This window comes from Veillonella sp. CHU110 (assembly GCF_003992255.1).
Lineage (GTDB): Bacteria > Bacillota > Negativicutes > Veillonellales > Veillonellaceae > F0422.
This window is the reverse complement of sequence record NZ_RQVA01000011.1, coordinates 1-16504: the sequence shown is the minus strand read 5'-3', so window position 1 is coordinate 16504 and position 16504 is coordinate 1. Positions and strand designations below refer to the sequence as shown.

The 16504-nt window shown below is 40.8% G+C and carries 32 protein-coding genes; 1 reads left to right on the top strand and 31 read right to left on the bottom strand.

The genetic code is table 11. The annotated features are described in order from the left end of the window. The first annotated feature begins 40 nt into the window (after positions 1-40). Positions 41-1786 carry a class I SAM-dependent methyltransferase gene (locus tag EO122_RS05870; protein ID WP_164725972.1) on the top strand — a complete coding sequence of 582 codons (1746 nt, stop codon included), beginning with the start codon at positions 41-43 and terminating at the stop codon, positions 1784-1786. A gap of 113 nt (positions 1787-1899) precedes the next feature. Here the strand turns inward: EO122_RS05870 and rplQ are convergent, their stop codons facing one another. The 31 genes from rplQ to EO122_RS05715 form a co-directional block, all read right to left on the bottom strand. Then, positions 1900-2238, bottom strand: a complete 339-nt coding sequence (gene rplQ / locus EO122_RS05865) for a 50S ribosomal protein L17 (protein ID WP_009353923.1) — start codon at positions 2236-2238, stop codon at positions 1900-1902. A 14-nt stretch (positions 2239-2252) separates the two neighbouring features. Next, a complete protein-coding gene (locus EO122_RS05860; RefSeq protein WP_127009767.1) occupies positions 2253-3260 on the bottom strand; it encodes a DNA-directed RNA polymerase subunit alpha in 1008 nt (335 codons plus the stop codon). 51 nt (positions 3261-3311) lie between these two features. Then, positions 3312-3701: a 30S ribosomal protein S11 gene (gene rpsK / locus EO122_RS05855; RefSeq protein ID WP_009353912.1), complete on the bottom strand. Its 390-nt coding sequence runs from the start codon at positions 3699-3701 to the stop codon at positions 3312-3314. 15 nt (positions 3702-3716) lie between these two features. Next, a complete protein-coding gene (rpsM, locus tag EO122_RS05850) occupies positions 3717-4085 on the bottom strand; it encodes a 30S ribosomal protein S13 (RefSeq protein ID WP_009353922.1) in 369 nt (122 codons plus the stop codon). A 22-nt stretch (positions 4086-4107) separates the two neighbouring features. Continuing rightward, positions 4108-4221 (bottom strand): 50S ribosomal protein L36, encoded by a 114-nt coding sequence (gene rpmJ, locus EO122_RS05845; RefSeq protein ID WP_007391661.1) that lies wholly within the window; start codon positions 4219-4221, stop codon positions 4108-4110. Between the two features lie 26 nt (positions 4222-4247). Further along, on the bottom strand, positions 4248-4466 hold the full coding sequence (gene infA, locus EO122_RS05840; protein WP_127009766.1) for a translation initiation factor IF-1: 219 nt from the start codon (positions 4464-4466) through the stop codon (positions 4248-4250). A gap of 22 nt (positions 4467-4488) precedes the next feature. Continuing rightward, the gene (map, locus tag EO122_RS05835) at positions 4489-5259 is read right to left on the bottom strand and encodes a type I methionyl aminopeptidase (protein ID WP_127009765.1); all 771 of its coding nucleotides are present in this window, start codon (positions 5257-5259) and stop codon (positions 4489-4491) included. A gap of 3 nt (positions 5260-5262) precedes the next feature. Further along, positions 5263-5826, bottom strand: a complete 564-nt coding sequence (locus tag EO122_RS05830; protein ID WP_126938391.1) for an adenylate kinase — start codon at positions 5824-5826, stop codon at positions 5263-5265. A gap of 11 nt (positions 5827-5837) precedes the next feature. Then, positions 5838-7100, bottom strand: coding sequence for a preprotein translocase subunit SecY (gene secY / locus EO122_RS05825; RefSeq protein WP_127009764.1), 1263 nt, complete (start codon positions 7098-7100; stop codon positions 5838-5840). 1 nt (position 7101) lies between these two features. After that, the gene (gene rplO / locus EO122_RS05820; protein WP_009353906.1) at positions 7102-7542 is read right to left on the bottom strand and encodes a 50S ribosomal protein L15; all 441 of its coding nucleotides are present in this window, start codon (positions 7540-7542) and stop codon (positions 7102-7104) included. Between the two features lie 19 nt (positions 7543-7561). Next, entirely contained in the window at positions 7562-7741 is a 180-nt protein-coding gene (rpmD, locus tag EO122_RS05815) for a 50S ribosomal protein L30 (RefSeq protein WP_009353936.1), read from the bottom strand. A 14-nt stretch (positions 7742-7755) separates the two neighbouring features. Further along, positions 7756-8256: a 30S ribosomal protein S5 gene (gene rpsE, locus EO122_RS05810; RefSeq protein WP_126938389.1), complete on the bottom strand. Its 501-nt coding sequence runs from the start codon at positions 8254-8256 to the stop codon at positions 7756-7758. A gap of 18 nt (positions 8257-8274) precedes the next feature. Next, positions 8275-8637 carry a 50S ribosomal protein L18 gene (gene rplR, locus EO122_RS05805; RefSeq protein ID WP_126939411.1) on the bottom strand — a complete coding sequence of 121 codons (363 nt, stop codon included), beginning with the start codon at positions 8635-8637 and terminating at the stop codon, positions 8275-8277. A gap of 31 nt (positions 8638-8668) precedes the next feature. Beyond that, positions 8669-9214, bottom strand: a complete 546-nt coding sequence (rplF, locus tag EO122_RS05800) for a 50S ribosomal protein L6 (protein WP_127009763.1) — start codon at positions 9212-9214, stop codon at positions 8669-8671. A gap of 24 nt (positions 9215-9238) precedes the next feature. Then, a complete protein-coding gene (rpsH, locus tag EO122_RS05795; protein WP_126938386.1) occupies positions 9239-9637 on the bottom strand; it encodes a 30S ribosomal protein S8 in 399 nt (132 codons plus the stop codon). Positions 9638-9665: 28 nt separating this feature from the next. After that, a complete protein-coding gene (rpsN, locus tag EO122_RS05790; RefSeq protein ID WP_126938385.1) occupies positions 9666-9935 on the bottom strand; it encodes a 30S ribosomal protein S14 in 270 nt (89 codons plus the stop codon). Positions 9936-9952: 17 nt separating this feature from the next. Further along, positions 9953-10492: a 50S ribosomal protein L5 gene (gene rplE / locus EO122_RS05785; protein ID WP_127009762.1), complete on the bottom strand. Its 540-nt coding sequence runs from the start codon at positions 10490-10492 to the stop codon at positions 9953-9955. A gap of 28 nt (positions 10493-10520) precedes the next feature. Then, complete coding sequence (gene rplX, locus EO122_RS05780; protein ID WP_126938383.1) at positions 10521-10838, bottom strand: 50S ribosomal protein L24; 318 nt, start codon at positions 10836-10838, stop codon at positions 10521-10523. Positions 10839-10854: 16 nt separating this feature from the next. After that, positions 10855-11223, bottom strand: a complete 369-nt coding sequence (gene rplN, locus EO122_RS05775; protein ID WP_009353930.1) for a 50S ribosomal protein L14 — start codon at positions 11221-11223, stop codon at positions 10855-10857. 24 nt (positions 11224-11247) lie between these two features. Continuing rightward, positions 11248-11508, bottom strand: coding sequence for a 30S ribosomal protein S17 (rpsQ, locus tag EO122_RS05770; protein WP_009353932.1), 261 nt, complete (start codon positions 11506-11508; stop codon positions 11248-11250). A 39-nt stretch (positions 11509-11547) separates the two neighbouring features. Beyond that, entirely contained in the window at positions 11548-11748 is a 201-nt protein-coding gene (rpmC, locus tag EO122_RS05765) for a 50S ribosomal protein L29 (RefSeq protein ID WP_009353915.1), read from the bottom strand. Continuing rightward, positions 11738-12175: a 50S ribosomal protein L16 gene (gene rplP, locus EO122_RS05760; protein ID WP_126938382.1), complete on the bottom strand. Its 438-nt coding sequence runs from the start codon at positions 12173-12175 to the stop codon at positions 11738-11740. Before rplP ends, rpmC begins: the two co-directional genes overlap by 11 nt. After that, on the bottom strand, positions 12175-12840 hold the full coding sequence (gene rpsC / locus EO122_RS05755) for a 30S ribosomal protein S3 (protein WP_126938381.1): 666 nt from the start codon (positions 12838-12840) through the stop codon (positions 12175-12177). The genes rplP and rpsC overlap by 1 nt, the downstream gene beginning before the upstream one ends. Positions 12841-12858: 18 nt before the next feature. Continuing rightward, entirely contained in the window at positions 12859-13194 is a 336-nt protein-coding gene (gene rplV, locus EO122_RS05750) for a 50S ribosomal protein L22 (RefSeq protein WP_009353926.1), read from the bottom strand. Positions 13195-13205: 11 nt separating this feature from the next. Continuing rightward, on the bottom strand, positions 13206-13487 hold the full coding sequence (gene rpsS / locus EO122_RS05745) for a 30S ribosomal protein S19 (protein ID WP_126938380.1): 282 nt from the start codon (positions 13485-13487) through the stop codon (positions 13206-13208). A gap of 22 nt (positions 13488-13509) precedes the next feature. Beyond that, complete coding sequence (rplB, locus tag EO122_RS05740; protein ID WP_126938379.1) at positions 13510-14340, bottom strand: 50S ribosomal protein L2; 831 nt, start codon at positions 14338-14340, stop codon at positions 13510-13512. Between the two features lie 23 nt (positions 14341-14363). Further along, positions 14364-14648: a 50S ribosomal protein L23 gene (gene rplW / locus EO122_RS05735; protein ID WP_009353943.1), complete on the bottom strand. Its 285-nt coding sequence runs from the start codon at positions 14646-14648 to the stop codon at positions 14364-14366. Further along, entirely contained in the window at positions 14648-15271 is a 624-nt protein-coding gene (gene rplD, locus EO122_RS05730) for a 50S ribosomal protein L4 (RefSeq protein WP_126938378.1), read from the bottom strand. Before rplD ends, rplW begins: the two co-directional genes overlap by 1 nt. Before the next feature lie 25 nt (positions 15272-15296). After that, positions 15297-15938 carry a 50S ribosomal protein L3 gene (gene rplC, locus EO122_RS05725; protein ID WP_009353879.1) on the bottom strand — a complete coding sequence of 214 codons (642 nt, stop codon included), beginning with the start codon at positions 15936-15938 and terminating at the stop codon, positions 15297-15299. A 19-nt stretch (positions 15939-15957) separates the two neighbouring features. Next, positions 15958-16269 carry a 30S ribosomal protein S10 gene (gene rpsJ / locus EO122_RS05720; RefSeq protein ID WP_126938377.1) on the bottom strand — a complete coding sequence of 104 codons (312 nt, stop codon included), beginning with the start codon at positions 16267-16269 and terminating at the stop codon, positions 15958-15960. A gap of 159 nt (positions 16270-16428) precedes the next feature. Continuing rightward, the coding region (locus tag EO122_RS05715) for a hypothetical protein (protein WP_164723757.1) at positions 16429-16504 on the bottom strand (76 nt) is incomplete at its 5' end.

Below are 16504 nucleotides of genomic sequence, written 5' to 3'. Positions count from 1 at the left end.
GAGTGGCTACTATGACACTTCAGAGAATAAAGGAGTTTTTATGCGATACAACACACGAATGACTAAAGAGCAAGCTAAAGAAATCTACGCTGACTTAGGGTATCTGTCCCAACCTTTCCCGTATGCGTCTGCTCCATTCCTTGAAAGTTACGCTCGTCTATTAGGTCTTTCACCGGCTCCTGCTAGCACAGCTCGTATTTTGGAAATCGGATCTTCCTACGGCGGTAATTTAATATCCCAGGCCCTCTTCTATCCAAGGGCGACTTTCACAGGCATTGAAATTGCCCCCACCCAAGTGGACGTAGGCAAGACCTACATCGACCAATTAGGTATCACAAACCTTGACTTGTTAGAAGGTGATGTGAATGAAAGCCACGTACAGCTCGGTACTTACGATTACATCATCGCTCATGGGTTCTATTCTTGGGTAGACGAGGAAACGAAAGACAATTTCCTTCACCTCTGCAAACAACATCTAGCAGAGAACGGTATCTTGTACATGTCCTATAACACCTATCCAGGTTGGCATAAGATGGACAGTGTTCGCGCTCTCTTGGAGTTTGCCAATAAAGATATCGACACCTTGAACCATCGTGAAAAAGTTCGCCACAGTAAAACGATAGCTAGTAAGCTAGGCGCTCTTATGCTTGAGTACGATACGGTAAAAAACCAACAGGCATCATTTTTACAGTCCTTGCGCCAAACATTACAAAAACAAGATTGCTATGTAGGTCACGACCATTTAGAGCCAGTGAACACACCAGTGTACTTTCACCAATGCATGGACCATATGGCAGAGCATGGGTTCACCTATCTCTGTGACTGCGATTTGAATTTATCATTCCCTGATGTGTATGACGAAACATTACGCACTAGATTACAAGACCTAGCCCCGCATGACTCATTGGCACGAGAACAGTACATCGACTTCATGCTGAACACAGCATTCCGCAAATCCTTGTTCACCCACAAAGGGGCTACGCCAAAACGCATCACAGAAACATCTGTCACTGATGCAGGCTTCCAACACAGCTTGGAACAATTCCTATTCACCCTACGCATTCCATCAGAGCATTTAGAACCCATTTTTGAAGACTTAGCAAAACGGATGCCTATCTCTGTAACAGATGCAAATCATGTTCATGAAAGTGTAGCAAATACCAATAGCGATACTAATCCTGCTAATTCATCTAATGATAACGCTAGTGATACTTCCGGCAATACTGATCATACTGAATCTATAGCTAAAGGCTTGGCAAATTTATTCCAACAAGAAGGTCCTCATTTCTATGTAAAAAACAATACATTAGTGACCTATACAGGAGAACATACCATTCCTGACATGTGCTTACCATTGTTCTATCAATTCCTAGTAGAACATATCATTCAAGGTGGCATCAGCCTGTCCGTGTTGGAAACAGAACATCCTTTCAAACATCATATTTTTAAAGAGAAGAAAAGCTACATCCCTGAGCGTTATATTCCATTCGTAGAGATTATGCCACAAGAAGGTGTGAACGCTTACATCTACCCTGGCAATCGCTACAATGATCCGATTAATGATTTTAATGAAGAAGATTTAGAGTTCATGAAACTCCTCAGCAAACCAACGACCAAACACGATGTAATGTGCAAAATCTACGAGGCTATGACAGAAGAATCCATTAGCCCTCTAGCCTTACAACAGTCCACCAAATACACCATGATCCTTGCGTTCTACGAAGAAATGATTCGACGTATGGAATACTTCGGATTCTTGGAAGTAGAGGAAACACAATTTAATTAATACCAAAACAGCGACTCCATCCTACCGGACAGAGTCGCTTTTTTGCTTATAAAGCAAAAAAGGCTGCAACAGAATGAGTGAAACTCATCCTATTACAACCAGATTGCTGTTGATTATACAAGCTCAAGAATAGCCAATGGAGCTGCATCGCCTTTACGAAGGCCAAGTTTGATTACACGAGTGTAACCACCGTTGCGCTCAGCATATTTTGGAGCAATTTCATCAAATAATTTTTTTACTGCATCTTCGTTCATAAGAAAAGCAAGAACTTGACGACGAGCATGTAAGTCGCCACGTTTGCCCAATGTAATCATTTCATCAACATATTTGCGAAGCTCTTTTGCTTTTGCTTCTGTTGTTTCAATGCGTTCATGTACGAAGAGAGATGTTACCATACCGCGAAACAACGCTTTACGAGCGGAACTGTTGCGGCCTAATTTTCTGTATGCCATTAGTCTTTCTCCTCTTATTCGCTTTGAGATGTTAGGGACTCATTGCTATCATTATATGATTTCAATTTCTCTAGAATTTCATCTACAGATTTTTTCCCTAAATTGCGGATTTTTCCTAGTTCATCTTCTGTTTTACCAGTTAAGTCACCGATTGTATGAATGTTAGCGCGTTTCAAGCAATTGAAAGCACGAACAGACAACTCAAGATCTTCAATAGGAATTGTCGTTGGTCCATTAGATTCAGCTTCTACTTCGCTATTTTCTTGTCCTCCAGCAGTTGTCAACTCAGCGTCATTATCTCCGATATCAATCATATCATGAGAGTGAGCTAAGCGTGTGAAGTTTCCTAAATAGGAAATCATAATTGCTGCAGATTTGGCAATAGCATCGGAAGCACTGATGGAACCATTTGTCCAAACTTCTAGTGTAAGCTTATCAAAGTCCATTTCGTTGCCCACACGGACATCACTGACTTCATATTTAGCTCGTAGAATTGGCGAGAAAATAGAATCAATAGGAATTTGTCCAATTTGATCATCTTCTCGTTTATTCTTAGTAGATGGTACATATCCTTTACCGCGTTCGATACGCACATCCATTACAAGATGAGCTGCTTCATCCATTGTAGCAATGACTAGTTCTGGATTTAAGACTTCAATTTCAGGTGGCATGAATTGAATCAAATCAGCCGCCGTTAATACTCCATCTTTACGAACATCAATATGAACCTCCATCGGAACAGGTGCTTCTTCATCAATGCGAAGGCACAACTGTTTAAGATTCAGAATAATATCGGATACATCCTCACGAACACCTTCAATCGTAGAGAACTCATGAAGTACATCGTTAATCTTGATGGAAGTAATTGCTGCTCCATCTAAGGATGAAAGCAAAATGCGACGCAAGCTATTACCGAGAGTAATACCATAACCACGATCTAATGGTTCACATACGAATTTACCGTAACGACCATCTTCGGTCATATGTACTTTCTCGATTCTTAGTTTTTTTTCTTCGCTCATCAGGTATACCCTCCTCTAAAACTTGTCACTATTCTAAGTATATAGCTCAGATTATACGCGACGACGTTTTGGAGGACGACAGCCGTTATGAGGAATTGGAGTCACATCTTTAATGCTAGTTACTTCAAGACCAGCTGCTTGCAACGCACGAATCGCTGCTTCACGACCAGATCCTGGACCTTTAACAAATACTTCTACAGTGCGAAGACCGTGTTCCATAGCTGCTTTCGCTGCTTGTTCAGCTGCCATTTGTGCTGCAAATGGAGTGGATTTACGGGAACCACGGAAACCTAGACCACCAGCAGATGCCCAAGAAAGAGCATTACCGTTTACGTCTGTTACTGTAACGATAGTGTTGTTAAAAGTGGAGCGAATATGCGCTGCACCAGATTCGATATGTTTCTTTTCTTTTCTTTTGGATCTAACTGTTTTCTTAGCCACAATATCCCTCCTTTATTATTTCTTCTTACCTGCGATTGCTTTACGAGGACCCTTACGAGTACGAGCATTTGTCTTCGTACGTTGACCACGGCAAGGTAGTCCCATACGATGACGTTTACCGCGATAGGAGTTGATTTCAATTAAGCGTTTAATGTTAAGGGCTTCTTCACGACGAAGATCACCTTCTACTTTATACTCTGCATCAAGAAGTTCACGGATTTTAGCTACTTCATCTTCACTTAAATCACGAACGCGAGTATCAGGGTTGATACCAGTTTTAGCTAATACTTCTTTAGAAAGAGTAAGACCGATACCGTAAATATAAGTTAAACCAATTTCCACACGTTTGTCACGTGGTAAATCTACACCGGCTATACGTGCCATCTATTCATCCACCTCCTATCAATTATCCTTGTTTTTGTTTATGTTTTGGGTTTTCGCAAATAACCATTACGCGGCCTTTACGTTTAATAATTTTACATTTTTCGCATATCTTTTTAACTGATGGTTTAACCTTCATAAGTACCTCCTTTGTGGACCCTATGCTTATTTAAAGCGATAGGTGATGCGACCACGGCTTAAGTCATATGGTGTCAGTTCCATAGTAACTTTATCACCAGGAAGGATACGGATAAAATTCATACGCATTTTACCTGACACATGAGCCAAAACGATATGACCATTTTCCAATTCTACTTGGAACATGGCATTCGGTAATGCCTCAACGACCGTACCTTCCACTTCAATAACGTCTTCTTTTGACATATCTTTATCCTCCGGTTACTGGTTATTGTATTAACCTCGGTGTATCACGCAATGTAAGTATTTCTGTACCATGTTCTGTAATGGCTACAGTATGTTCAAAGTGAGCAGCAGGTTTTCGATCCATTGTCACTGCTGTCCAGTTATCTTCAAGCACTCTTACTTTGTGCGTGCCCATAGTAATCATTGGCTCAATACAGATGACCATTCCTGGTCTAAGTTCTGGACCTTTGCCCTTAGTACCATAATTTGGAATCTGAGGGTCTTCGTGCATATTTTTTCCTAAGCCATGCCCTACAAAATCTCGTACAACACCATATCTATGGCGTTCTGCATGAGATTGTACAGCATGAGAAATATCTCCTACATGATTGCCAGCTACAGCTTGTTCAATGCCTTTAAATAGACATTCTTCTGTGACTTTAAGCAACTCATACACTTTAGGTTTTACCTCTCCTACTGGAACGGTAATTGCTGAATCTCCATGATATCCATTAATAGATGATACTAAATCGATGCTGATGACATCACCATCTTTGAGTATACGAGATGCGCTAGGAATCCCATGTACTACTTCATGATTTACGGAAGCACAGATAGTTGCCGGATACCCATAGTAACCTATGCAGCTAGGAATTCCTCCATGACTGCGAATATATTCTTCGGCAAATTGGTCTAACTCAAGCGTTGAAACGCCCGGCTTTACTAGTTTAGCAAGCTCGGTTAACGTTGCTGCTGTAAGTTGAGATGCCTTACGGATATGCTCAATTTCTTCGGGCGATTTAAAAATAATCATTGATTATTTCTCCAAAGCCTTAACGATATTTGCAAATACTGTGTCCACATCTTGTAAGCCGTCGATTTCTACATATTGACCGCTATTGCGATAATAATCGATCAATGGTTTAGTAGACTCTTCGTATACAGCAAGACGCTTTTGTACTGTTTCTGGTTTGTCATCATCACGATTTTCAAGACGTGCTCGTTCACTGATGCGTCGAACCAACTCTTCAGATGGAACACTTAAATTAAGTACAGCATCAAGGACGATATTCATTTCTTTTAAAATCGCGTCCAAAGAAACAGCTTGTGCTGTTGTACGAGGGAAGCCATCTAAAATGAAACCTGCTTTACAGTCATCCTTGGACAAGCGTTCACGAACGATGCCAATGGTAACGCTATCTGGCACTAATTGTCCAGCATCCATATATTTCTTAGCCTCTAATCCTAATGGAGTAGATTCTTTCACAGCGGCACGGAACATGTCACCTGTAGAAATTTGAGGGATACCATATTTTTCAATTAGACGAGCTGCCTGTGTGCCTTTACCAGCACCTGGAGGCCCCATTAATAAAATATACATATCATTATCTCCTATTTCACAAAGCCCTTATATTGGCGTGTTAACACTAAAGATTCTACTTGTTGCATTGTGTCTAATGCTACACCCACTACGATCAGTAGCGCTGTACCACCAAAGTACACACCTTGAATGCCAGTCAATCCACCAATCATATTTGGTAGGATTGCCACAAAAGCTAAGAAAAATGCACCTACTAATGTGATGCGAGTCATTACTCGGTCCACATAATCAGCAGTCGGTTTTCCTGGGCGAATACCTGGGATAAAACCACCGTGTTTTTTCATATTATCTGCCATATCCGTAATATTGATAGAGATGGCTGTATAGAAGTATGTAAAAAATAAAATCAATACAGCATACAAAATAGTTTGTATCGGCGTTCCCCATTGGAAATAACTTGCTACGGTTTGTACCCAAGGTACTTGAACAAATTGAGCCAATGTGGCTGGGAACATCAATATGGATGACGCAAAGATAATGGGAATAACCCCTGCTTGATTGACTTTCAACGGCAGGAATGTTGAGTGACCACCATACATTTTTCTTCCTACTACGCGTTTAGCGTATTGGATAGGAATACGACGTTGGCCTTGTGTCACAGCAATTACAAGAACGATCATAGCTACCGCAATGATAGCAAATAGAACCGCTTGAAATACATTGATTGTACCTACTTGTAGGTATTGGTATATGGTTTGAACTCCGTCAGGGAATCGAGCCACGATACCTGCAAAGATAATGAGTGAAATACCATTACCTATGCCATGAGCTGTAATTTGTTCCCCAATCCACATCAACAGACAAGTACCTGCTGTGAGGATGATGGAAATCAAAATAACAGACATGAAGCTATTGTCTATCAGCGCATTGCTAGCACGCAAGGCATATGTCATACCAAAGGCTTGGATAAAGCCAAGTACAACTGTACCATATCGTGTTACTTTAGCAATTTTTTTACGCCCTTCTTCTCCGTCTTTGCTCCACGCTTCAAATGTCGGTATTACAGCTCCCAACAATTGCATGATAATCGATGCATTGATGTATGGTGTAATACTCATTGCAAAGATAGAGAATTTACTTAATGCACCACCGGCAAACAAATCCAGTAAACCGAATAAGTTACCACTAGTGAATAAGCTTTCAATAACAGATGCCTCTACGCCAGGTACCGGGATATGGATACCTAAGCGAAAGACAATGAACATAAGCAATGTATAGGCTACTTTGTTTCGTAATTCCGTTACTTTTGTGATGTTCAAGAGGCTAGCTAGCACCCTAGATCACCTCTACTTTTCCACCTGCTGCTTCGATTTTTTCTACTGCAGATTTTGTGAAACCGTTAGCGATAACAGTTAATTTACGTTCTAAAGTTCCGTTACCAAGGATACGGATACCATCACGTACATTTTTCAAAATACCAGCTTCAATAAGAGCTACTGGATCAACAGTTGCACCGTCTTCGAAACGATTCAATTGGGATACATTAACTTCTGCATATTGAAGTGCAAAGATATTTTTGAAACCACGTTTTGGTAAACGACGATAAAGAGGCATTTGGCCACCTTCGAAGCCAGTGCGCACACCGCCACCACTACGAGAATTTTGACCTTTTTGACCACGACCGGAAGTTTTACCTAAACCGGATCCAAGACCACGACCTACACGAGTACGAGTTTTTTTGGAACCTGCAGCCGGAGCTAATTCATGAAGTTTCATTCGTGCACCTCCTTATCTATTATACTTCTTCTACTTTTACTAAATGTCTTACTTTATGAAGCATACCTTCGATTTGAGGTGTTACTTCTTTAACTACTTGAGAGTTAGTTTTTTTCAATCCAAGAGCTTTAACAGTCGCACGTTGATCTGCAGGACGACCGATTAAGCTTTTTGTTAATGTTACTTTAACTTGTGCCATCATAGGTCTCCTTATTAACCGTAAATTTCTTCAAGAGTTTTGCCACGAAGTGCAGCTACGTCTTGAGCTCGTTTCAATTGAGATAAACCTTCTAGTGTTGCGCGAACCATGTTGTTAGGGTTAGAAGATCCCAAGGATTTAGTCAAGATGTTACGAACACCTACTAATTCCAATACGGCACGAACTGGGCCACCAGCGATAACTCCAGTACCTTCAGCAGCTGGTTTCAAGAATACGCGGCCTGCGCCGAATGTTCCTGTAACTGTGTGAGGGATTGTACCATTTTTAATAACAACATGAATAAGGTTTTTCTTAGCATCATCAATACCTTTACGGATTGCATCAGGTACTTCCGCAGCTTTACCTAAGCCAACACCTACATGACCGTTGCCATCACCAACAACTACAAGGGCGCTGAAGGAAAAACGACGACCACCTTTTACAACTTTGGCTACGCGGTTGATGAATACTACTCTTTCTTTAAGATCAAGAGTTGTGTAATCAATTCTTGCCATGTCTATAGTTCCTCCTTCTTAGAATTTTAAGCCTGCTTCACGAGCGCCTTCTGCAAGGGCTGCTACACGACCATGATAAATGTAACCACCGCGATCGAATACTACTGTATCGATACCTGCAGCGATTGCTTTTTTCGCAACAGCTTCACCAACTGCTTTAGCAGCAGCTACGTTACCGCCGTAGGAAAGATTTAATTCTTTATCTTGAGAGCTAGCAGATACTAATGTTTTGCCAGCTACGTCATCAATGACTTGAGCATAAATATTGCTTAGAGAACGGAATACGTTCAAGCGAGGACGTGCAGCCGTACCGGAAATGTGACGACGTAAACGTAAATGACGTTTTGCACGAGCAATTTTGCGTTTGGATGTTCCTGCCAAGATGTCCACTCCTTTCTAATGTAAACTGTTATTACTTACCTTTAGCGCCAGCTTTACCTGCTTTACGACGAACAACTTCGCCTTCGTAACGGATACCTTTACCTTTGTAAGGTTCTGGTTTTCTCCATTTACGGATATCAGCTGCTACTGCACCAACAACTTCTTTGTCTGCGCCTGTAACAACGATTTTATTAGGAGCTGGAACTTCGATTGTAATACCAGCAGGAGCTTCCATCTCAACTGGATGGGAGAAGCCCAATGTTAAAGCAAGCTTGTTACCTTGCTTAGCTGCTCTGTAACCAACGCCATTGATTTCTAAAGTTTTAGTAAAGCCTTCATGTACGCCTGTTACCATATTTGCAACAAGAGCACGAGTTAAACCGTGTAAAGAACGGTGTTCTTTTCCATCGCTAGGACGAGTTACTGTGATTAGGTTGTTTTCTACAGTAATGTTGATGTCTGGATGGAAAGTACGAGTTAATTCACCTTTTGCACCCTTAACTGTTAACGTATGCTCGTTTTGAGATACTGTTACGCCAGCTGGGATCTCGATAGGCATTCTACCGACACGTGACATTCTTTCTACCTCCTATTGCTATGATTACCATACGTAAGCAATTACTTCGCCACCTAAGCCTTCTTTACGAGCTTGTTTGTCGCTCATAATGCCTTTAGATGTAGAAATAACTGCAATACCTAAACCGCCAAGTACACGAGGAAGTTCTTCCTTTTTCGCGTATACACGTAGGCCTGGTTTAGAGATACGTTTAATACCGGTAATTACTTTTTCATTATTAGAACCATATTTCAATGTTACTTTCAAAGTAGCATGTTTTTCATTTTCAACTGTTTCAACTTCCTTAACGAAACCTTCGTCTTTAAGGATAGCTAATACAGCAGCCTTCATTTTAGAAGCAGGGATTTCAACTGTTTCATGAAGTGCAGAGTTTGCATTACGGATGCGAGTCAGCATATCCGCAATTGGATCTGTCATTACCATCTTCTAAAAACCTCCTCTCGTTATCCTATTACCAACTAGCTTTTTTCACGCCAGGGATTTGTCCTTTGTACGCCAATTCACGGAACGCAATACGGCTAATACCGAATTTACGCATATAACCATGAGGACGACCTGTTAAGTTGCAACGATTGTGCAAGCGTGTTGGGGATGCGTTGGCAGGTAATTTGGATAAACCTTCATAATCGCCTGCTGCTTTTAACGCTTCGCGTTTTGCTGCATATTTTGCAACGATACGTGCACGTTTTTTCTCACGTTCGATCATAGATTTTTTAGCCATCTATCGTTTCCTCCTAATTATTTTTCAAAAGGCATGCCGAATTGTGCCAATAATTCACGAGCTTCTTCGTCAGTGTTAGCTGTTGTTACGAAGATGATATCCATACCTGTAACACGTTCAACTTGATCGTATTCGATTTCAGGGAAGATTAATTGCTCTTTTAGGCCTAATGCGTAGTTACCACGACCGTCAAACGCTTTAGCGCTGATACCACGGAAGTCACGTACGCGAGGCAATGCCGCATTAATCAATTTATCGAGGAATTCGTACATGCGTTCGCCACGAAGAGTTACTTTTGTGCCAAGAGGCATACCTTCACGAACTTTGAAGTTCGCAATGGATTTTTTCGCGCGAGTTACAACTGTTTTTTGACCAGCAATGATTTCTAAATCTTTAACAGCAGAATCCAATGCTTTGGAGTTACCAACAGCATCGCCTACGCCGATATTGATTACGATTTTTTCTAATTTAGGAATTTCCATTACGTTTCCATATTGGAATTTCTCTTGTAAAGCCTTCTTAATTTCAGAAGTATATTTTTCTTGTAAACGAGACATTTTGTAAAAGACCTCCTTTCCTTATCAATTAAAGTTTAGCGCCACTTTTAACAGCTACACGAACTAAAGAACCATTTTCCTCAACTTTTTTAGTACGCGTTGGAACTTTTTGCTCAGGATCTAACACCATTACGTTAGAAGCATGGATTGTACCTTCTTTTTCGATGATGCCACCTTGAGGGTTCGCTTGGCTAGGTTTCGTATGACGTTTAACTAGGTTAAGACCTTTTACAGTTACTCGTTCTTTTTTGATATCAACAGCGATGATTTCGCCTTGTTTACCTTTTTCCTTGCCGGAGATAACAACAACTGTATCACCTTTTTTAACATGTAGTTTTTGGGACATGTTGAGCTCCTCCTTCTTATAACACTTCTGGAGCAAGGGAGATAATTTTCATGAAGTCTTTTTCACGAAGTTCTCTTGCTACAGGTCCGAAAATACGTGTTCCGCGAGGGCTTTTGTCGTCTTTAATAACTACAGCAGCGTTCTCATCGAAACGGATATAGGAACCATCTTGACGACGGATGCCTTTTTTAGAACGAACAATAACGGCTTTAACTACGTCGCCTTTCTTGACAACGCCACCGGGTGATGCATCTTTTACAGAAGCAACGATTACGTCACCAATATTGCCAAATTTACGGTAAGAACCGCCCATCACTTGGATGCACATAATGCGTTTCGCACCAGTGTTATCGGCAACATTCAAAATTGTTTGTTGCTGGATCATGACTTTTCCTCCTTACATCACTGATTATTTTTGTCTTTCAATAATTTCTACAACTCTCCAACGTTTATCTTTAGATAATGGACGAGTTTCTACGATTTTTACGATATCGCCAACTAAGCATTCGTTATTTTCATCATGAGCTTTAAAACGTTTGCTTGTTACCATTGGCTTGCTATATAATTCGTGAGGTACTTTACGATCGATTTGTACAACAACTGTTTTATCCATTTTGTTGCTTACAACTTTACCTACACGTGCTTTTCGTACATTTCTTACTTCTGCCACGACTTTAAGCCTCCTATTCAATCCAAACAAAATTTGTTATTATGCGTTACCTTTAATTTCTTCTTCTCGTTGTACAGTTTTGATACGAGCGATAGTTTTTTTAACTTCACGGATACGCATTGGATTTTCTAATTGACCAGTAGCGAGTTGAAAACGTAGGTTAAACAACTCTTCTTTCAATTCGGAAACTTTAGTGTTCAACTCGGCAGCGCTCAAATTGCGAATGTCATTAACCTTCATTTACGTCACCACCCAATTCTTTACCCTTAACAACGAACTTCGTTTTGATTGGAAGTTTATGGCTTGCAAGACGCATAGCTTCACGAGCCACTTCTTCTGCCACGCCGTTCATTTCAAACATTACACGTCCTGGGCGAACTACTGCTACCCATTTTTCTGGAGAACCTTTACCGGAACCCATACGAACGCCTGCTGGTTTTGCAGTGATTGGTTTATCAGGGAAAATTTTAATCCAAACTTTACCACCACGTTTAATGTAACGTGTCATAGCAATACGGGCTGCTTCGATTTGACGGTTTGTGATCCAAGATGGCTCTAATGCTACTAAACCGAAATCACCATGAGCAACTTTGTTACCACGCATTGCACGGCCTTTCATACGACCGCGGAATTGTTTACGATGTTTTACGCGCTTTGGAATTAGCATTAGTTGTCACCTTCTTCCTTTTTAGATGTTTGTTTAGCTTCTGGCAAAACTTCACCTTTGTAGATCCATACTTTAATACCGATACAACCATATGTTGTATGTGCTTCTGCTGTTGCGTAGTCGATATTAGCACGAAGTGTGTGAAGTGGAATGGAACCTTCGCGGTAAGATTCGCTACGAGCGATCTCTGCACCGCCAAGACGACCGGATACCATTACTTTGATACCTTTAGCGCCTAAACGCATAGTACGTCCAACTGCTTGTTTCATTGCGCGACGGAAGCTTACGCGGCGTTCCAATTGTCCTGCAATACTTTCAGCAACAAGTTGAGCTTCCATGTCTACTTGTTTAATTTCAGCAATATTTACATCGATTTGTTTATCTGTGAAACGTTTTAATTCTTTACGGATATCTTCGATACCTTGTCCACCTTTACCGATAACCATACCTGGTTTAGCTGTGTGGATTGTTAATTTAATACGTTTATTTGTACGCTCAATTTCAATGCGGGAAATACCAGCAATGAAAAGTGTTTTCTTCAAGAAGTTACGAATTTTAACGTCTTCATGAAGGTTAGATGCGAAATCTTTATCAGCATACCATTTTGCGTCCCAATCTTTTACGATACCAACACGCAAGCCATGTGGATTTACTTTTTGACCCACTCTGTTTCCCTCCTTCGATTAAGCTCTTTCTTTAACAACTACTGTTACGTGGCTAGAACGTTTCAAAATTTTGAAAGCCTGTCCACGGGAACGAGGATGAATGCGTTTCATTGTTGGGCCTTGATCAACGAAGATCTCGGACACATAAAGATTATCTACATTCATATCAAAATTGTGTTCTGCATTTGCAATAGCAGATGTCAAAACTTTAGTTACTACATCGGCGCCAACTTTCGGAGTAAACTTCAAGATGGCAAATGCTTCGCCGATGTTTTTACCGCGCACTAAATCTGCAACGATGCGGATTTTACGAGGCGCAATACGAATATGTCTAGCGATTGCTTTTGCTTCCATGTTAAATCCTCCTATTTTCTGCCTGTAGTTTTTTCGTCCTTACCATGTCCTTTATAAGTACGTGTAGGAGCGAACTCACCTAATTTATGACCTACCATATCTTCTGTAATGAATACAGGTACATGTTTGCGACCATCATGCACAGCAATCGTATGGCCTACAAATTGTGGGAAAATAGTAGATGCACGGGACCAGGTTTTTACTACTTTTTTATCATTAGTTTCATTTAAGGCATCAATTTTCTTCAGAAGAGATTCTGCGACAAAAGGGCCTTTTTTAATTGATCTGGACACTGTTATATCTCCTTCCTATATCCTATTTTGTACGACGTTTAACGATTAGCTTGCTAGAAGCTTTCTTTTTATCGCGAGTTTTAACGCCATGAGCTGGTTTACCCCAAGGTGTAACAGGATGTTTACGACCTACTGGAGATTTACCTTCACCACCACCATGTGGATGGTCACAAGGGTTCATTGTAACACCGCGGTTGCCAGGACGAATGCCTTTCCAACGTTGACGGCCAGCTTTACCAATAGTGATATTTTCATGGTCAATGTTAGATACAACACCTACTGTAGCACGGCATTCTACACGTACACGACGAAGTTCACCAGATGGTAAACGAAGTAATGCGTAGTTGCCTTCTTTCGCCATTAATTGAGCGGAAGTACCAGCAGAACGAACAATTTGTCCGCCTTTGCCGATTTTCATTTCGATGTTGTGTACTTGAGTACCCAATGGGATATTAGCCAATGGTAACGCGTTACCTGGTTTAATATCGGATTCAGGACCGGAGTAAACTACATCACCCACTTTAAGACCATGTGGAGCAATGATATAACGTTTTTCGCCATCTGCATAGTTTAACAATGCGATACGAGCACTACGGTTAGGATCGTATTCGATTGTAGCTACGCGAGCTGGGATATTATCTTTAGTACGTTTGAAGTCAATAATACGGTATTGACGTTTATGACCGCCACCTTGATGACGTACTGTCATTTTACCAGTGTTATTACGACCACCTTTAGAAGTTACTTTCGCGAGCAAGGATTTTTCAGGTTTGCTTGCTGTAATTTCAGTAAAGGCAGACACTGTCATAAACCGACGACCAGCGGAGTACGGTTTAAATGATTTAATTGCCATTATTGGGCCTCCTTACTAGACTCTTATACACCTTCAAATAATTCAATAGTTTCGCCAGCTTTTAAAGTTACGATAGCTTTTTTATAATCGCTACGTTTACCCATTGTGCGACCCATGCGTTTAGTTTTTCCTAATACACGGATTGTGGCTACTTTTTCTACTTTTACGTTGAAGATAGATTCAACAGCTTTACGGATTTCTACTTTGTTCGCATTCAAAGGAACTTGGAAAGTGTATTTGTTTTCTTGCATTAACAAAGTTGTTTTTTCTGTAATGATTGGACGAATTAATACATCAAATTTGTTCATTATCCAAGCACCTCCTCAATTTTTGCAATAGCACCTTCAGCGATGAAGAGTTTGTCGTGATGCAATAAATCGAAGATATTGATATTCGTGTATGGAAGCGCTTTCACACCTTGAATGTTACGAGCGGACAATTCCACATTTACATCACCATCAGTGATGAAAAGAACTTTTGCGTCACCAACTTTAAAGTTGTTAAGAACGTTTAATACTTCTTTAGTTTTTGGTGCAGCTAATTTCAATTCGTCGATTACGAACAATTCGCTGTTATTTACTTTATCAGATAATGCAGATTTAACTGCTAAGCGTCTAGCTTTACGAGGCATAGCTTTGTAGTAGCTACGTGGTTGTGGACCAAAAGTGATACCACCACCTACCCAAATTGGGGAACGGCTAGAACCAGCACGAGCACGGCCTGTACCTTTTTGTCTCCAAGGTTTTTTACCGCCACCGCGTACTTCTCCTCGAGTTTTTGTTGCATGTGTACCAAGTCGTTCGTTAGACAATTGACGAACTACGGCTTGATGCATAACAGCAGCGTTTACTTCAACACCGAATACTGCATCATTCAACTGGATTTCTCCGACCTTAGCGCCGGACATGTTGTATTTAGTTACTGTTGGCATTATGTATCCTCCTTTCGACAATTAGTTATTTAACAGGTTTTACTGTGTTGCGAACCATCACTAGGCTACCTTTAGCACCAGGGATGCCACCTTTGATTAATAAAAGGTTACGTTCAGTATCAACTTTTACAACAGATAGACGTTGTACAGTAACTCTGCCACCACCCATTTGTCCAGGAAGTTTTTTACCTTTAAATACTTTACCGCCGCCACCGGAGATCATTGGACCGATGGAACCTGGTTCACGATGAGATTTGGAACCATGAGTTTCAGGACCACGGCTAAAGTTATGACGCTTGATTGTACCAGCGAAACCTTTACCTTTACCTGTACCCACAACATCTACTAGCTCACCTTCTGCGAAGATATCAGCTGCCAGAGTTTGGCCCACTGTGTAATCAGTTGCTTCAGCAAGGCGAAGTTCACGAAGATATTTAACTGGCGCTACGCCGGCTTTATCGAACTGGCCTTTTACAGGTTTAGTTAAATGTTTTTCTTTAATGGAACCGTAACCAAGCTGTACTGCATTGTAACCGTCGGATTCAACAGTTTTTACTTGCACTACTACGCTAGGTGTAGTTTCCACTACAGTGACAGGAACTAGTTTGCCTTCAGTTGTGAAGACTTGAGTCATTCCTAACTTTTTACCCAAAATAGCTTTAGACATAATCGCACCTCCTTATTTCTTATAATTTTATTTCAATAGATACACCAGCTGGCAAATCTAAGCGAGTGATTGCATCTACTGTTTTCGAATTTGGTTCAATAATTTCTACTAAGCGTTTATGTGTACGCATTTCGAATTGTTCACGGGAATCTTTGTTAACATGTGGAGAACGAAGAATCGTGAAAATGTTTTTTTCTGTTGGCAATGGAATTGGTCCAGAAACCAATGCGCCATTGCGTTTTGCAACTTCTACGATGCGTTGCGCGCTTTGATCTAATGCTTTGTGATCATATGCTTTTAAGCGAATACGAATTTTTTGTTGTTTTGCCATTGTTATATATCTCCCTTCGTCCATTTCCAGAATGAACTGCTCCATAGAAATTCTCCCTCGCGAGGGCAACCTTCTATATCATAGTTTATACACAACCTAAGAGCGGCAGGACTGCCGCTCCTTGATTGCACGGTTTATATAGATAATCTATCAGTTAGATTATGCTTCGATAGCTGTAACAACACCAGCGCCTACTGTATGGCCACCTTCGCGGATCGCGAAACGTAAGCCTTCT

Bases quoted from the DNA above. Each gene is read 5' to 3' on its own strand.
- rplC (WP_009353879.1), bottom strand. From the start codon at position 15,938: ATGTCTAAAGCTATTTTGGGTAAAAAGTTAGGAATGACTCAAGTCTTC.
- rplF (WP_127009763.1), bottom strand. From the start codon at position 9,214: ATGTCACGTGTCGGTAGAATGCCTATCGAGATCCCAGCTGGCGTAACA.
- rplD (WP_126938378.1), bottom strand. From the start codon at position 15,271: ATGCCAACAGTAACTAAATACAACATGTCCGGCGCTAAGGTCGGAGAA.
- rpsJ (WP_126938377.1), bottom strand. From the start codon at position 16,269: ATGGCAAAACAACAAAAAATTCGTATTCGCTTAAAAGCATATGATCAC.
- rplV (WP_009353926.1), bottom strand. From the start codon at position 13,194: ATGGAAGCAAAAGCAATCGCTAGACATATTCGTATTGCGCCTCGTAAA.
- rplW (WP_009353943.1), bottom strand. From the start codon at position 14,648: ATGAACAAATTTGATGTATTAATTCGTCCAATCATTACAGAAAAAACA.
- rplX (WP_126938383.1), bottom strand. From the start codon at position 10,838: ATGTCCCAAAAACTACATGTTAAAAAAGGTGATACAGTTGTTGTTATC.
- EO122_RS05830 (WP_126938391.1), bottom strand. From the start codon at position 5,826: ATGTATATTTTATTAATGGGGCCTCCAGGTGCTGGTAAAGGCACACAG.
- rplN (WP_009353930.1), bottom strand. From the start codon at position 11,223: ATGATCCAGCAACAAACAATTTTGAATGTTGCCGATAACACTGGTGCG.
- rpmD (WP_009353936.1), bottom strand. From the start codon at position 7,741: ATGGCACAAGTTAAAGTAACATTAACAAAAAGCTTAATCGGTCGTCCT.
- rplE (WP_127009762.1), bottom strand. From the start codon at position 10,492: ATGTCTCGTTTACAAGAAAAATATACTTCTGAAATTAAGAAGGCTTTA.
- rpsH (WP_126938386.1), bottom strand. From the start codon at position 9,637: ATGGTAATGACAGATCCAATTGCGGATATGCTGACTCGCATCCGTAAT.
- map (WP_127009765.1), bottom strand. From the start codon at position 5,259: ATGATTATTTTTAAATCGCCCGAAGAAATTGAGCATATCCGTAAGGCA.
- EO122_RS05870 (WP_164725972.1), top strand. From the start codon at position 41: ATGCGATACAACACACGAATGACTAAAGAGCAAGCTAAAGAAATCTAC.
- rplQ (WP_009353923.1), bottom strand. From the start codon at position 2,238: ATGGCATACAGAAAATTAGGCCGCAACAGTTCCGCTCGTAAAGCGTTG.
- rplO (WP_009353906.1), bottom strand. From the start codon at position 7,542: ATGAAACTTCATGAATTAGCTCCGGCTGCAGGTTCCAAAAAAACTCGT.
- rpmJ (WP_007391661.1), bottom strand. From the start codon at position 4,221: ATGAAGGTTAAACCATCAGTTAAAAAGATATGCGAAAAATGTAAAATT.
- rpsN (WP_126938385.1), bottom strand. From the start codon at position 9,935: ATGGCTAAAAAATCTATGATCGAACGTGAGAAAAAACGTGCACGTATC.
- rpsE (WP_126938389.1), bottom strand. From the start codon at position 8,256: ATGGCAAGAATTGATTACACAACTCTTGATCTTAAAGAAAGAGTAGTA.
- rplP (WP_126938382.1), bottom strand. From the start codon at position 12,175: ATGCTAATTCCAAAGCGCGTAAAACATCGTAAACAATTCCGCGGTCGT.
- rpsM (WP_009353922.1), bottom strand. From the start codon at position 4,085: ATGGCACGTATAGCCGGTGTAGATTTACCACGTGACAAACGTGTGGAA.
- rpmC (WP_009353915.1), bottom strand. From the start codon at position 11,748: ATGAAGGTTAATGACATTCGCAATTTGAGCGCTGCCGAGTTGAACACT.
- EO122_RS05860 (WP_127009767.1), bottom strand. From the start codon at position 3,260: ATGAGCGAAGAAAAAAAACTAAGAATCGAGAAAGTACATATGACCGAA.
- rplB (WP_126938379.1), bottom strand. From the start codon at position 14,340: ATGGCAATTAAATCATTTAAACCGTACTCCGCTGGTCGTCGGTTTATG.
- infA (WP_127009766.1), bottom strand. From the start codon at position 4,466: ATGTCAAAAGAAGACGTTATTGAAGTGGAAGGTACGGTCGTTGAGGCA.